This window comes from Streptomyces sp. NBC_00057 (genome assembly GCF_045041165.1).
Taxonomy (GTDB): Bacteria; Actinomycetota; Actinomycetes; order Streptomycetales; family Streptomycetaceae; genus Streptomyces.
Map to the genome: position 1 here is coordinate 5224780 of NZ_CP108256.1, position 15090 is coordinate 5239869.

At 69.6% G+C, this 15090-nt stretch carries 11 protein-coding genes and 1 pseudogene; 5 read left to right on the forward strand and 7 right to left on the reverse strand.

Features of this window, described 5'->3' with window-relative positions; all coding sequences use genetic code 11:
* Positions 1-282: 282 nt before the first annotated feature.
* Positions 283-1023, reverse strand: coding sequence for a DUF4232 domain-containing protein (locus tag OG953_RS24590; RefSeq protein WP_405686909.1), 741 nt, complete (start codon positions 1021-1023; stop codon positions 283-285).
* Positions 1024-1336: 313 nt separating this feature from the next.
* On the opposite strand from OG953_RS24590, the gene OG953_RS24595 reads away from it, so the two are divergent.
* Entirely contained in the window at positions 1337-2737 is a 1401-nt protein-coding gene (locus tag OG953_RS24595; RefSeq protein ID WP_405686910.1) for a helix-turn-helix domain-containing protein, read from the forward strand.
* 43 nt (positions 2738-2780) lie between these two features.
* Here the strand turns inward: OG953_RS24595 and argS are convergent, their stop codons facing one another.
* The gene (gene argS / locus OG953_RS24600) at positions 2781-4553 is read right to left on the reverse strand and encodes an arginine--tRNA ligase (protein ID WP_405686911.1); all 1773 of its coding nucleotides are present in this window, start codon (positions 4551-4553) and stop codon (positions 2781-2783) included.
* A gap of 158 nt (positions 4554-4711) precedes the next feature.
* Between argS and lysS the strand changes: the two genes are divergently transcribed.
* On the forward strand, positions 4712-6472 hold the full coding sequence (gene lysS / locus OG953_RS24605; protein ID WP_405686913.1) for a lysine--tRNA ligase: 1761 nt from the start codon (positions 4712-4714) through the stop codon (positions 6470-6472).
* 99 nt (positions 6473-6571) lie between these two features.
* Here lysS and OG953_RS24610 read toward each other — a convergent pair whose 3' ends face one another.
* From OG953_RS24610 to OG953_RS24620, 3 genes are all read right to left on the reverse strand, one after another.
* Positions 6572-7957, reverse strand: a complete 1386-nt coding sequence (locus OG953_RS24610) for a DUF2637 domain-containing protein (protein ID WP_405686915.1) — start codon at positions 7955-7957, stop codon at positions 6572-6574.
* A 207-nt stretch (positions 7958-8164) separates the two neighbouring features.
* Complete coding sequence (locus tag OG953_RS24615) at positions 8165-8998, reverse strand: DUF3558 family protein (protein ID WP_405686916.1); 834 nt, start codon at positions 8996-8998, stop codon at positions 8165-8167.
* 177 nt (positions 8999-9175) lie between these two features.
* Positions 9176-10048: a DUF3558 domain-containing protein gene (locus OG953_RS24620; RefSeq protein ID WP_405686918.1), complete on the reverse strand. Its 873-nt coding sequence runs from the start codon at positions 10046-10048 to the stop codon at positions 9176-9178.
* A 170-nt stretch (positions 10049-10218) separates the two neighbouring features.
* Here OG953_RS24620 and OG953_RS24625 point away from each other — a divergent pair, with 170 nt between their 5' ends.
* Positions 10219-11412, forward strand: coding sequence for an RtcB family protein (locus OG953_RS24625; RefSeq protein ID WP_405686920.1), 1194 nt, complete (start codon positions 10219-10221; stop codon positions 11410-11412).
* Between the two features lie 141 nt (positions 11413-11553).
* On the opposite strand, the gene OG953_RS24630 is transcribed toward OG953_RS24625, so the two are convergent.
* Together OG953_RS24630 and OG953_RS24635 are read right to left on the reverse strand one after the other, a co-directional pair.
* Positions 11554-12312, reverse strand: a complete 759-nt coding sequence (locus OG953_RS24630; RefSeq protein WP_405686921.1) for an SDR family NAD(P)-dependent oxidoreductase — start codon at positions 12310-12312, stop codon at positions 11554-11556.
* Between the two features lie 54 nt (positions 12313-12366).
* The gene (locus OG953_RS24635) at positions 12367-12702 is read right to left on the reverse strand and encodes a YnfA family protein (RefSeq protein WP_405686922.1); all 336 of its coding nucleotides are present in this window, start codon (positions 12700-12702) and stop codon (positions 12367-12369) included.
* Positions 12703-13029: 327 nt separating this feature from the next.
* On the opposite strand from OG953_RS24635, the pseudogene OG953_RS24640 reads away from it, so the two are divergent.
* Positions 13030-13278: pseudogene (locus OG953_RS24640) on the forward strand (MarR family transcriptional regulator); the annotation flags it as partial.
* A 175-nt stretch (positions 13279-13453) separates the two neighbouring features.
* Positions 13454-15082 carry an IS200/IS605 family accessory protein TnpB-related protein gene (locus tag OG953_RS24645; protein WP_405692035.1) on the forward strand — a complete coding sequence of 543 codons (1629 nt, stop codon included), beginning with the start codon at positions 13454-13456 and terminating at the stop codon, positions 15080-15082.
* Positions 15083-15090 lie beyond the last annotated feature (8 nt).

Consider the following 15090-nt stretch of genomic DNA (forward strand, 5'->3'; position numbering starts at 1 on the left):
GACCCGCACCGGCACATGGTGGCCAGGCATCACGCGCTGGGTGCGCTGCGCATCGACGAGCAGTTGCGCGAACTGCTTGAGTACCGCGAGCCCGGTCTGCCCGAGCTGGTGCCCTCCTCCCGGGACGTGTACCAGGCGGAGACCGTGCACCTGCTGCGCGAGATCTGCGGTGCGGACGAGCGGATCGTACTGATGCTGCCAAGGACAAGTGATCCGCGGCACGTGAGCAAGGGCCCGCCCCCGGTGACGGCACCGGAAGCGGGCCCCGCGCGTGCTGAAGGATCAGTACATGAGGGCGTCGGCCATGTCGCTCTGCCAGTAGGTGACGAAGCCGTTGTCGCCCCAGGAGGTGCCGGCGGGGAGCGTCAGCTCGGCGGGGGCGCCCGTGGAGCCCTGGTTGCTCTTGCCGGTGAAGTACACCGTGAGGTGGGTGCCCTTGTGCAGCTCCTGCCCGTCGGGCTCACCGAACAGTCCGATGGAGGCGTAGGCGGACTGGCCCGGCGCAAGGGTGACCACGGCCTGCGGGATGCTGTCACGGAGGACCGGGAAGGCGGCCTGGGCGTCGTCGAAGCGGAGTGCCGGCGCGTGGTACGCGTAGCAGGGTACGGAGCCGGTGTTGGTCGCCGTGAGCAGCAGGTGGTTGATGGGGCGGCTCACCTTGCTGACGGTGACCTTGGTGTTCGAGCCGGTGCAGGTGACGGGGGAGCTGTTGCCGGTGCCCTTGTTGCCGGTGGCGCCGGTGTTGCTCTTCTGGCCGCCCGTGCCGGAGGTGGAGTCCTTGGAGTCGGCCGCCGTGTTCTTGGCGGGGGTGTTGGACGACGTGCCGCCGGTGTTCTTGGTGTCCTTGCCCGAGTCCGGCGCGGTGGCGGCCGGGGGCTGCTGGTCGGCGGTGCTCCCTGCCGGAGCCGCCGCTCCCGACTTGCCGTTGTCACCGCTGCCGTTGTCGCTGCAGGCGGTGAGCGAGAGGGCGGCCAGGAGGGCGGTCGCGGCGAGGACGGTGGTGCGGATGCGGTTGCTGCGCATGGTGGTGGTACTCCCCGTATGTGTTGGTGAGGTTGTTCAGTCAGTGATGGCAGATCAGGACCATGACGATCGTGGTCGACACGATCACTACGCCGATTGCCACGGCATCGATCAGCTCGATGCGGAGATGTGTTCGCACTGCGTCGTCCCGGTGGTCTCTGCGGTGTGGTCACAGACTGCGGGACGGCGGATTCCGGCCGCAACGCCGAACGGCCCATTGGGGAAGCTGGAATGCTTGCGCGTACTGTGACCTGGGCAGATTCCACGTCCCTGGAACGGTGTTCCGGGACGCACCAGGAGGGGGAACGCCGTAGTGGCGACGCCGGAGGCCGAGGAATTCGCGGCTCTGCTGAAGAAACTGAAGGACCGTTCGGGGCACAGCTACGGGGTTCTCGCCGGAAGACTGCACGTCAGCACATCGACGCTCCACCGGTACTGCAACGGTGACGCCGTACCCAATGAGTACGCGCCGGTGGAGCGGCTGGGTCGGCTGTGCGGGGCGAGCCCGGACGAGCTGGTGGAGCTGCACCGGCGGTGGATCGTGGCCGATGCGGCGAGACGGCGTCCTGCTTCCGTTCCCGATTCTGTTCCGGCTCCTGTTTCCGTTCCGGCTCCCGTTTCTGATTCCGAGTCTGTTCCCGAGCAGGCAGCCGCGGCTGAGGCTGTGGCTTCGCCCGAGGACCGGGACGGAGGCGAGGACAAGGACGGCCACACGCCCGCGCTCGAGGTCGTGATGGCCGGGGCGAGCCGGCCCCGGCGGTTCTGGTCCTCCCCGCGGGCGCGCGTCCTGCTCGCGGCCGTCGCCGTCGTCGCGCTCACCGTGCCCACCACGATCGTCCTCAGTAATCTCTCGGGCACGGACACCGGCGGCCTCAGCCGTGCTCCCGCCGTGGACGGCGTGGACAACGGCGTACCCGTACTGCCCAGTTACGGCGAGAGCGTCTCCGCGTCGCCCAGCAAACCGAATCCGTCGGGCAAGCCCGGCAAGTCCGGTGCCGCGACCACTCCGTCCCCGGGGCCGGGGGCCGCTTCCGCCTCAGCGTCCACCGGGCACAGCGCGGGACCGGGAGCAGGGCCGGGTGCGCAGACGGGTGGGGGCGTGCCGCTGAGCGCCACGATCAGCTCGTACAACTGGGAAGAGCCCTGCGGCAAGTACTACGTGCTGGACCAGAAACCGAACGACGTGCCTCCGCCACCCGCACCACAGGACACCCGCGGCTGGGCCAGGGCGCTCGGCGGGGTGGACGGCGGCAACCTGCTGCTCGAACTCACCGTGCAGGGGAAGTCGGGGCAGGCCGTCGTGCTGAACGGACTGCATGTGCGGACGCTGTCCCGGAAGGCGCCGCTGGCGTGGTCGGCGTACTCGATGGGGGAAGGCTGCGGGAGCGGCATCACACCGCAGTCCTTCGACGTCGACCTCGACGACACCCGGCCGACCCTCACCCCGGTGGCGGGGCAGCAGGGGGACGTGCGGGTGCCGCCGAAGGACTTCCCGTTCCGGGTGTCCTCCACCGATGTGGAGGTGTTCGACCTCAACGCACACGTCGAAGGGCACGACGTCAGCTGGTACCTGGAGCTGGAGTGGAGCAGCGGCGGCCGGGAGGGGACGCTGCGCATCGACGACGGCGGGAAGCCGTTCCGTACGAGCAGCATCAAGACGCGGCCGACGTACATGTACCGACACGACACGGCCCAGTGGGTGACCAAGGAGTAACGGTCACGGCCACTGGGCCGGTGCCTGCACGTGCGGACGGGGCTCAGAGGCGCTCGGGGGTCCTGATGCCGAGCAGCTCCATGCCCTGGTGCAGGGTGCGGGCGGTGAGGTCCGAGAGGAAGAGGCGGTTCTCGGCCACATCGCCCGGGACGTCGGACTTCAGCACCGGGCACTGGTCGTAGAACGTCGTGAAGAGCGACGACAGTTGGTAGAGGTACGAGGCCAGCTTGTGCGGCTCGTACGCGGCGGCGACCTCGGCCACGACCTCGCCGAACTGGTCCAGGTGCAGGCCCAGCGCGCGCTCGGCCGGGGCCAGCTCCAGCTCCGGGTGCGGCTGGGACTTCAGCTCGCCCGCCTTGCGCTTGATGGAGCGGGACCGGGCGTGCGCGTACTGGATGTACACGCTCGTGTCGCCGGTCAGCGACACCATCTGGTCCAGGTCGAACTTGTAGTCGCGGGCGGCCGACGTCGACAGGTCCGCGTACTTCACCGCGCCGATGCCGACCTGAGTGGCGCGCTCGGTGATCTCCTCGTCGGTCAGGTCCTTCGCCTTTTCGCGCACGACGGTGGATGCCCGGTCGATCGCCTCGTCCAGCAGGTCCTCCAGCCGGACCGTCTCGCCCTCACGGGTCTTGAACGGCTTGCCGTCCTTGCCGAGCACCGTGCCGAAGGCGAGATGCACGGCCTTGACGTCCTCGTTCAGCCAGCCGGCGCGGCGGGCCGTCTCGAAGACCATCTTGAAGTGCAGGGCCTGCCGCGCGTCCACCACGTACAGCAGGGTGGACGCCTTGAGGTTCTGCACCCGGTCGCGGATCGCGGAGAGGTCCGTCGCCGCGTAGCCGTAGCCGCCGTTCGACTTCTTGACGATCAGCGGCACCGGGTTGCCGTCCGTGCCCTTCACATCGTCGAAGAACACGCACAGCGCACCCTCGGAGCGGACGGCGACGCCCGACTCCTCCAGGATGCGGCAGGTCTCCTCCAGCATGGCGTTGTAGCCGGACTCGCCGACGATGTCGGGGTCGCGGATCTCCATGTCGAGCTTGTTGAAGACCGAGTAGAAGTAGATCTTCGACTCGTCGACGAAGCGCTGCCACAGGGAGAGGGTTTCCTCGTCACCGGCCTGGAGCGCGACGACCCGGTCCCGGGAGCGGGCCTTGAACTCCTCGTCGGAGTCGAAGAGCACCCGCGAGGCCTTGTAGAGCCGGTTCAGGGAGGACATGGCGGCTTCGCCGTCCGCCGCGCCGCCGTCGGTCTCGTGGTTCAGCTCGCCCGGGTGCTCGATCAGGTACTGGATGAGCATGCCGAACTGGGTGCCCCAGTCGCCGATGTGGTGCCGCCGGACCACGGTCTCGCCCGTGAACTCCAGGATCTGCGCCATCGCGGCACCGATCACCGCGGAACGGAGGTGGCCGACGTGCATCTCCTTGGCCACGTTCGGCTGCGCGAAGTCGATGACCGTGGTGCCCGCGGCGCTGTTGTACGGGACGCCGAGCCGGCCCTCGTCGTCCGCGTCACGCGCGGCGAGGGTCTCGATGATCGCCCTGTCGGAGAGCGTCACATTCAGGAAGCCGGGGCCGGAGACCTCGATCTCCTTGATCAGGCCGCCCGCCGGGATCGCGGCCGTGACCTGGGACGCCAGCTCGCGCGGGTTGCCCTTGAGCTTCTTGGCGAGGGCCAGGATGCCGTTGGCCTGGAAGTCGGCCCGGTCGCTTCGTCGCAGCAGCGGGTCCGCGGTGCCGGCATCCGGCAGCGCTGCCGTCAGGGCGTCCGCCAGCTGCTGCTGGAGCGTGGAAGCGAGGGAATTGACCGAGGCCATGGGCTGGCTGCCGTTTCCGTAGGGGTACAAGGGATCACACCCAGTATTCCACGGCGAGCAAAGCCGTTTTCGCGCTGCCGGTGGGACCTGGGAGAATGGGTGGCGCCCCTACCGAGTCCCACAAGGGTGTTCCTACGAGTCCTACAAGAGAGAAGGACGTGCAGACCGTGGCTCAGAGTCAGAGCAGCACCGAGACCGACTGGGTCTCCCGCTTCGCGGACGATGTCATCGCCGAATCGGAGCGTCGTGCGCCTGGCAAACCGGTCGTCGTCGCGTCCGGTCTCTCCCCGTCGGGCCCGATCCACCTGGGCAACCTCCGCGAGGTCATGACCCCGCACCTGGTCGCCGACGAGATCCGCCGCCGGGGATACACCGTCCGGCACCTGATCTCCTGGGACGACTACGACCGCTACCGCAAGGTTCCGAACGGTGTCCCGGGTGTCGACGAGTCCTGGGCCGAGCACATCGGCAAGCCGCTGACCTCGGTGCCCGCCCCGGCCGGGTCCACGTACCCGAACTGGGCCGAGCACTTCAAGGCCGCCATGACCGCCGCGCTGGACGAGCTGGGCGTCGAGTACGACGGCATCAGCCAGACCGAGCAGTACACGGCCGGCGTGTACCGCGAGCAGATCCTGCACGCGATGAGGCACCGCGCCGACATCGACGCCGTCCTCGACCGGTACCGGACGAAGAAGGACCCGGCGGCCGCGGGCAAGGGCAAGAAGCCGCAGCAGCAGAAGAAGGTCGACGAGGCCGAGCTGGAGGCCGAGGCGGGCTCCGGCGCGGCCGGCGAGGACGACGGCAGCGGCGGCGCGGCCGGCTACTTCCCGTACAAGCCCTACTGCGGCAACTGCGAGAAGGACCTCACGACCGTCACGTCGTACGACGACGACAGCACCGAGCTGAACTACACCTGCACGTTCTGCGGCTTCGCCGAGACCGTCCGGCTGAGCGAGTTCAACCGCGGGAAGCTGGTCTGGAAGGTCGACTGGCCGATGCGCTGGGCGTACGAAGGCGTGATCTTCGAGCCGAGCGGCGTGGACCACTCCTCGCCGGGCTCCTCGTTCGTCGTCGGCGGCCAGATCGTCCGCGAGGTCTTCGACGGCGTACAGCCGATCGGCCCGATGTACGCCTTCGTCGGCATCTCCGGCATGGCGAAGATGTCCTCCAGCAAGGGCGGCGTGCCGACCCCGGCCGACGCGCTGAAGATCATGGAGGCGCCGCTGCTGCGCTGGCTGTACGCGCGCCGCAAGCCCAACCAGTCCTTCAAGATCGCCTTCGACCAGGAGATCCAGCGGCTCTACGACGAGTGGGACTCGCTGGCGCGCAAGGTCGCGGACGGCTCGGTGCTGGCGGCCGATGCCGCCGCGTACGCGAGGGCCATCGGCACGGCCGCCGGTGAGCTGCCGCGTACGCCGCGCCCGCTGCCGTACCGCACGCTCGCTTCGGTCGTCGACATCACGGCCGGGCACGACGAGCAGACGCTGCGCATCCTGAGCGAGCTGGACCCGGAGAACCCGCTGACCGCGCTGGACGAGGCCCGGCCCCGGCTCGACCGCGCCGAGAACTGGATCACCAGCCAGGTCCCGGCCGAGGCCCGCACGATCGTCCGCGAAGAGCCGGACAAGGAGTTGCTCGGCTCGCTGGACGAGCAGGGCCGTCAGTCGCTGCGGCTGCTCCTGGAAGGGCTGGACTCGCACTGGTCGCTGGACGGGCTCACCACGCTGGTCTACGGCGTGCCGAAGATCCTGGCGGGCCTGGAGCCGGACGCCAAGCCGACGCCCGAGCTGAAGGCCGCTCAGCGGTCGTTCTTCGCGCTGCTGTACCGGCTGCTGGTCAGCCGGGACACGGGGCCGCGGCTGCCCACGCTGCTGCTGGCCGTGGGGGCGGACCGGGTGCGGAGGCTGCTGGGCGCGTAGGGGGTACTCGATACGGAGGGCCGTCACCCGGTGATTCGGGTGACGGCCCTTTGTCGTTGCCGGTTCCGTCCTCGAACGCCGGACGGGCCGGGCGGGGTCCTACGCGATGTGGTTCTCCGCCATCTCGTTGTCGAAGCGCTGCTTGAACCCCGGCAGGAGGCGGCGGAGCAGGGCCGCGCTGCGGGGGTGCCTGACGTTGTGGCCGTCCGAGAGGTGTATGTCGAGGACCTCCGCACTCGGGTAGTCCTGGTGCGCGTGCGTGTACGCGGTGAACACCTCGTACGCGATCTTGCTGAACTCGACTTCGGCCTCGGCCCATTCGGAAGGGTCGGGCTCCTGCTGCTGCACGGGCCGGGGTTCCGGCTGGGGCCGCTCGGGCGGGGGTTCCGGCTGGGGCCCCTCGGGCCGGGGCTCCGGCTGGGGTTCCGCGGCGCGGGGGCCCGGGACGGCGCCGATGGTGCCCACGTTGCCCAGGGGGCGGGTGCGGCCGCCGGGGCCCGAGGGGACCATGACCGGGGTGGGCTCCAGGCCCTCGACGTACGTCGGGTTGTACGCGCTCTCGTACGCGTCGTCCGGCACCTGGGGCGCCGCGAACCACGGGCTCTCGTGCGAGCCGGGGCCCTCCTGGGGCCACTCCTCGGCGGCGGCCGGGTCGGAGGGGTGGGTGTGCTGCTGCTGTTGCTCGTACTGCTGGTGCTGCTGCTGGTGCTGGTGCTGGGGGTGGGGCTCGGCGTACGGCAACTCGGGCTGGAACTCGCCCGGTTCGACCGGGGCGGGGGCCGGGGGCAGCAGGGCCGGTTCGATGCCTGCGGCGGCGAGGCCGGCCCCGGCGGTCTCGGCCAGCGGAACGCCGTACTTCGCCAGGCGCAGCGGCATCAGGGACTCGACGGGTGCCTTGCGGCGCCAGTTGCGGCCGAAGCGGGCCTGGAGGCGGGCCTGGTAGATGAGCCGGTCCTGTTCGAGCTTGATGACCTGCTCGTACGACCGGAGCTCCCAGAGCTTCATCCGCCGCCACAGCCGGAACGTCGGCACGGGGGAGAGCAGCCAGCGGGTGAGCCGCACGCCCTCCATGTGCTTGTCGGCCGTGATGTCGGCGATCCGGCCCACGGCGTGCCGGGCGGCCTCGACGGAGACCACGAACAGCACCGGGATGACCGCGTGCATGCCGACGCCGAGCGGGTCGGGCCAGGCCGCGGCGCCGTTGAAGGCGATCGTCGCGGCGGTCAGCAGCCAGGCCGTCTGGCGCAGCAGCGGGAACGGGATGCGCATCCAGGTCAGCAGCAGGTCCAGGGCGAGCAGGACACAGATGCCGGCGTCGATGCCGATCGGGAAGACCAGCGAGAAGTTCCCGAAGCCCTTCTGCAGGGCGAGCTCGCGCACCGCCGCGTACGAACCCGCGAAACCGATCGCGGCGATGAGCACCGCACCGGCGACCACGAGCCCGATGAGTATCCGGTGGGTGCGTGTCAGCTGCATCGCGGCCACCCGCGTTCCCCTCCCCGTTTCCCTTGTCCGACGTCCTGCGCCGAAGCTCTGCTTCGATGTCCTGTTCCGACTTCTGGCGGGCACAGCCTGGCACATGAGGGAGCGGCGTGTTGCGCGGGGAGGGGCGAAGCCCGGTACTCGGGGGAGGACCGGGCTTCGTGAAACTGCTTCTGGGCAGGGGCGTTGGGGCAGGCCCTGCCGCGTCGGCTAGCTCGTCTTCTTTTCCGTGGCCTTCCCGCTGGGCTTGGCCTTCCCGCTCGACTTGGCCGACCCGCTCGACTTGGCCGACCCGCTGGGCTCGGCCGACCCGCTCGGCGCGTCCGACTTCGTGTCGGCGGCGGCGACCGAGGCCACTGCCTCCTTGGCCGCCTTCTCGGCGCTCTTCAGGATGTCGTCGGCGGACGGAGTCTTCGAGCCCGCGTAACCCGCACCGTTGTAGGTGAGGGTGACGACGACGTTCCCGGTACGGGCCACGACCGTTGCGTACTTGAAGTCCTCACTCGTCTTGGTGAGGTCATACGTGATCTTGGTGGCCTGCTCGCCGATGCCGGAGACGGGCGCCTCGGCGACCTTCTTCGCACCCTCGGTCGCCTTGGCCTTGGCGACCTGCTTCTCGTAGTCCTGCTGCGCGCGCTTGGCGCCGCTGCCCAGGGACTGGTCCGAGTCGAAGCGGGTGAAGCCGACGTCGAGCCAGCGGTACTGGGAACCCTTCACGCCGTTGTCGTCGAGGCCGTTCCAGGAGCAGCCCGCGCGGTACGCGGTGTCGCTGGACTCGGCAGGCGTGCCGCCCTTGGACTTCGCCCTGGGGACCAGGGAGGTGACCGTCTTCGTGCTGATCGACTTGCACGGGTCGGGCAGCGCGGCGAACTTCGCCGGCTCGACGGTCGCTTCCGACTTCTTCGCGCTCGGCGTGGCGGACGACGAGGACGAACCCGGGTCCTTCTTGTCGCCGGAGTCCGACGAGCAGCCGGCGACGACGAGCATCACCGGAACGGCGGCGCAGGCGAGTATGCGGGAGAGTCGCGGGGCTGAACGGTGCATGGTTCCTTCACTCGGGTGGCGCGGCGGGCGGGCTGCCAGGTGGTCGGCGCGGGCGGTCGGCGGGTGGTCCGGCGGGTGTTCCGGAGGGCCACGGTACGACGGACGGCGACCGGATGCCGCTTCGGTCGGGCACTCGGCGGGTGTGGGCGACACCGGTCCGGGGTGCCCCGGGCGGGGCTATTCGCTGAACTTGTCGACCAGCTTCCGGGCCAGCGCCAGGGCCTTGTCCTGCAGTTCCTTGCTGTCGGGGCGCACGGTGGAGACGGCCGGCTGCTCGGTGTACTTGACGGTCACGATGACGTTCGATGTGCGGAATACCACGCTCACCGTGCGGTTCTGCGCGGTGGAACCTGCCCGAGTGAGCAGATCGTCCAGAAATGCACTGTCTCCGAGGTTGTCGAGGGTGCGTGGCAGAAGGCTCTCGTCGGCGCTGCCTGCGCTGCCGTCGGTGTCGCTGCCTGCGCTGCCGTTCTCGTCGGCGCTCTCGCCTGCGGGCTCGTCCGCGTTCCCGTCTTCGGAGGCCGGGCCGGACAGGGCGTGCGAGGCGGAGTCCGCCCCGGACTCCGAGGAGGGGGATGTCTGCTTCTCCGCGTCCTTCGTGCTGCTGGGTGTGGCGGAGGGCGAGGACAGACCGGCGGCGGTCTCCTTCTTCGCGTACACCTCCCGGGCGCGGTCGTCGTCGCTCACCGAGGGGTCGTAGGACACGACACGCTCGAAGTCGATGAAGAGGGTGTGCGAGGAGTCGGGGGCATCGGACTTCCAGCGGCAGCCGACCCTGCGGTCCGTGTCGTAGGTGACGGTGGCTGTGCCCTCGTACACCTTCTTCTGCTGGTCCTCGGGGAGTTCGGCGGCGCCCGGAAGCAGGTCCTTCAGCGCGGACGGCGCAACGGCGCGGCAAGGGTCGGGGAGGGTGCGGTACTTGCCGGGGGCCGCCGCGGCGACGGTCGCCTCGCCGGGCTTGCTGTCGGGGGCGGAGCCACCCGTTCCGGTGCTGGCACTGCAGCCGACGACAAGCGCTGCCAGTAGCGCGGTGCCGGGTACGTACGCCATTCGTCGCACGGTCCTGGGCTCCCTTCGTGCGAAAAACGGTTGCCGCTCGATGGCGACCGGTGGACACAATGTGTATCGCACGCGCCGCTGTGAATGCCGGTCGACCGACTCATTTGCCGACCTTGGCACCGGTTTTGCGCTTTCAGGCTTTTCGGGGGAATCGAGGAACTATGTCGTATGTAGAGGTGCCGGGCGCGAAGGTTCCCATCCGCATGTGGGCCGACCCGGCCTCGGTCGAGGACGTCGCGATGCAGCAGCTGCGCAACGTGGCCACCCTGCCCTGGATCAAGGGTCTCGCCGTCATGCCGGACGTCCACTTCGGCAAGGGGGCGACGGTCGGTTCGGTGATCGCGATGCACGGTGCGGTCTGTCCGGCGGCGGTCGGCGTGGACATCGGCTGCGGAATGTCCGCGGTGAAGACCTCCCTGACGGCCAATGACCTGCCGGGCGACCTGTCCCGGCTGCGGTCGAAGATCGAGCAGGCGATTCCGGTGGGCCGCGGCATGCATGACGAGGCCGTGGAGCCGGACCGGCTGTACGGCTTCCGGGCGCCGGGCTGGGACGACTTCTGGGGGCGGTTCGACGGGGTTGCCGATGCGGTCAAGTTCCGTCAGGAACGTGCCACGAAGCAGATGGGAACGCTCGGATCGGGCAACCATTTCATCGAGTTCTGCCTCGATGAGTCGGGTTCGGTCTGGCTGATGCTGCACTCCGGATCGCGGAACATCGGCAAGGAACTGGCCGACTTCCACATCGGGCAGGCGCAGAAGCTGCCGCACAACCAGGACCTGATCGACCGTGACCTGGCCGTATTCATCGCCGACACCCCGCAGATGGCGGCGTACCGGAACGACCTTTTCTGGGCGCAGGAGTACGCGAAGCACAACCGCGCCATCATGATGGCGCTCTTCCAGAACGTGGTCCGCAAGGAGTTCAAGAAGGCCAAGGTCACCTTCGATCCGGTCATCTCCTGCCACCACAACTATGTGGCGGAGGAGCGGTACGAGGGCATGGACCTGCTGGTCACGCGGAAGGGGGCGATCCGTGCGGGTTCCGGGGACTTCGGGATCATCCCGGGCTCGATGGGCACCGGCTCGTACATCGTGAAGGGCCTCGGGAACGAGAAGTCCTTCAACTCGGCCTCGCACGGCGCCGGCCGGAAGATGAGCCGGAACGCTGCGAAGCGGCGCTTCTCGACGCGGGACCTGGAGGATCAGACGCGGGGCGTGGAGTGCCGCAAGGACTCCGGCGTCGTGGATGAGATTCCGGCCGCGTACAAGCCGATCGAGCAGGTCGTCGAGCAGCAGCGGGACCTGGTGGAGGTCGTCGCCAAGCTCAAGCAGGTTGTGTGTGTGAAGGGTTGAGGCCTTTTGCGCGCGACTGAACGGAGGGCCTCCGGATGGAAGGACCTCTGAACGGAGGAGTCCCGGACGCGGGTGGTGTGTCCGGGGCTCCTTCCGGTCTCCGGGCTCTTTCGGGTCTTCGCCGGGCTCAGGCGGTGCGGGTCAGGTGGTGCGGTGGACCTTGGCGTTGGAGGCCTGGGCGCGGGGGCGGACCACCAGGAGGTCGATGTTGACGTGGCTGGGGCGGGTGACGGCCCAGGTGATGGTGTCGGCCACGTCGTCGGCGGTGAGGGGGGCCTCGACGCCCGCGTACACCTTTGCCGCCTTCTCGGTGTCACCGCGGAAGCGGGTCGTGGCGAACTCCTCCGTCTTGACCATGCCGGGGGCGACCTCGATGACGCGGACCGGGGTGCCGACGATCTCCAGGCGAAGGGTCTCGGCCAGGACGTGTTCGCCGTGCTTGGCAGCCACGTAGCCGCCGCCGCCCTCGTAGGTGGCGAGGCCTGCGGTGGAGGAGAGGATCACGATCGTGCCGTCGCCGCTCTCGGTGAGGGCGGGGAGCAGGGCCTGGGTGATGTTGAGCGTGCCGATGACGTTCGTCTCGTACATCTGGCGCCAGTCGGCGGGGTCGCCGGTGGCGACGGGGTCGGCGCCGAGTGCGCCGCCGGCGTTGTTGACGAGGACGGCGAGGGTACGGAACGCCGTGGCGAACTCGTCCACCGCATTGCGGTCGGTGACATCCAGGGCGTAGGCCGTTGCCTGGTGGCCCGCCTCGTTGATCTCGGCGGCGAGCGCCTCGATGCGGTCCTTGCGGCGGGCGGTCAGGACTACGCGGTAGCCGGCGGCGGCCAACTGCCGGGCGGTCGCGGCGCCGATGCCGCTGCTCGCTCCGGTGATGACGGCGATCGGGACGGCGGCCATGGCGGACTCCTCGGGCAGCTGATCGGTACGGGGCCAGGATAGGCAGGTGCGCGGTCAGCGGCTGCGCGGGGCGTACATGATCACGGCCATGCCGGCCAGGCAGATCAGCGCGCCGATCACGTCCCAGCGGTCGGGGCGGTAGCCGTCGGCGACCATGCCCCAGGCGATCGAGCCCGCGACGAAGACACCGCCGTACGCGGCGAGGATGCGGCCGAACTCGCCGTCCGGCTGGAGCGTGGCGACGAAACCGTAGGCACCCAGCGCGATGACGCCCGCGCCGATCCAGATCCAGCCCCGGTGCTCACGCAAGCCCTGCCAGACGAGCCAGGCGCCGCCGATCTCGAAGAGTGCGGCGATGACGAACAGAGCGACAGAGCGGGCGACGACCATGGAATCAGCGTGCCATGGGCGGCGAGGGAGAGGGCACGGGGTACGGGGCTCGGGGGTCCGGACGGAGAGCCGGAACCGCGGTCCGTCGAACCCGGCCGGTGTGACCGTGCGGGTGCGTACGCCGGTGCGGCTCCCGGTGCGGCAGGAGCTTCCGGGGGCTGTTTGCAAGCGGACCGGCTGACCGTGCTGTGCCGGACGGGTGCGCTGCGCGCGGACGCGGCGCAGGGGCTGCAGTTCGCCCTTGAACTGCGGCTTTCAGCGCTATCTGACCGCCGAGCGGCCGTAGCGCGGCCGCGAGGGGTGTTATCTGCTTCGTACACTCTCTGCATGCCGCAGAAATCCCGGTCCCGCCGCAGCGCGCTGATGGCCGAGCTGACTGTCGAGTCGCGCCGCTACATGGCCGCGTACGCCCTCTTCAACCAGGCCGTCGCGGACCATCTGCGGCTCCACCCGACCGATCTGCAGTGCCTCAATCTGCTCAGTCTGGAGACGGCGCCGGTCACCACGGGCCGCATCGCGGAGATGACCGGGCTCACCACGGGGTCGGCGACCCGGCTGGTCGACCGGCTGGAGCGGGGTTGTGAGCTGCTGTCGGTTTGCTGCGTTGAAGTGAGTTGTGGTGAGCGGGAGTGGGTCCTGTCGGTGGGTGTGTGGGGGTGGGAACGGGGGTTCTGGGGCCGAATGGGTGACCTTGGCGTCTGCTGCTCGTTGGGCAGGTGGCAGGTTTCCAGTCTGGGGAGGGGGTGTTGTGGTGGGTGGTGTGCGGGAGTTGGCCGGGTCCTTCGTGGCGCCCAGGCCCTGTGGGGTGGCGGTCCGGGACCGTCTCAAGCACCTCACCCCCCAGGACGAGATAGTCCTGCGTGCGGTCGGTGAGCACCAGGGCGCGCTCGCTTCCCGCGACCTCAGGGCCCGTTGTGCGGATGGTCTGGAGCACAGCGCGGACACCTGGGCGTCGCGCAAGCGGGACCTGACCGCACAGTCGTCGTCGCGGATCGCCGGTGCGATCACCAAAGCCACACACGATCAGTGGGCGCTGGCGCGCCGTTGCCAGGCGGCGCACATCCGGAATCTGGAATCCGGGATCGGGACGCTGCGGCACCGCCTGTCCCTCCCCATCGGCGCGCCGGGAACGAAGCGGGCGGCCGGTGGCTACCGCTCCAAGGGCGAGTGGTTCCACAAGTCCCGCCGCCTCGCGGCGCTGGAAGCCCGGCACGATACCGCGGTCCGTGACCGGCAGGCCGGACGCGTCCGGGTCGTGCGGGGCGGCAGACGCCTTCTCAACACCCGCCACCACCTCACTCGGGCCCGGCTGACCGAAGAGCAGTGGCGGGAGCGCTGGGAAGCTGAACGCTGGTTCATCGCCGCCGACGGCGAGTCCGGGAAACGGTACGGGAACGAAACAATCCGCGTCACCCCGGACGGCAAGGTCAGCATCAAACTGCCCGCCCCGCTCGCACACCTGGCCAACGCCAAGCACGGCCGGTACACCCTCACCTCGACCGCGGCGTTTGCGCACCGGGGCGTGGAGTGGGCCGACCGCACCGAAGCGAACCGGGCCGTGGCCTACCGAATCCACCTCGACACCGACCGTGGCCGCTGGTACCCCACCGCGTCCTGGCAACGCCCCGTCGTGAAGACCATCCCGCTGGCCACCGCCCGCGCCCGGGGCATGATCGGCGTCGACACCAATGCCGACCACTTCGCCGCCTACCGGCTTGACCGGCACGGCAATCCGGTCGGCGACCCGCACCGCTTCCCCTACGACCTGTCCGGCACCACCACGCACCGCGACGCACAGATCCGCCACGCACTGACCCAGTTGCTGCACTGGGCCAAGCAGGCCGGTGTCACCGCGATCGCCATCGAAGACCTCGACTTCACCACTGAGAAGACCCGCGAGAAGCACGGCCGCCGGAAGCGGTTTAGGCAGCTGATCTCCGGCATCCCGACCGGAAAGCTCAAGGCCCGGCTGGTCTCCATGGCCGCCGAACAGGGCCTCGCGATCATCGCGGTCGACCCCGCCTACACCTCCCAGTGGGGTGCCCAGCACTGGCAGAAGCCACTGGCCACCCCGCACCGCAGAATGTCCCGTCATGATGCCGCCGGCATCGCGATCGGACGACGCGCCCTCGGGCACCCGGTCCGGCGTCGGACGGCACCGCCCCCACACGACCGGAGTGATCGTGCGGGGCATCGGACCGTCCAGGCCGGACCAGGCACCCGGGGGCGCGAGGGAACCCGCCCACCCGCAACGGACCACGCCCCCAGAGACGTGCCGCCGAACGGGACGAGAAAGCGGCAACCCAGCGCATCCAAAACCGTTCGGGACGCGCCCAGCACGCAACAGTGGGTCCAGGACTCACTTACGCACACTGGTTAGGAACGGTG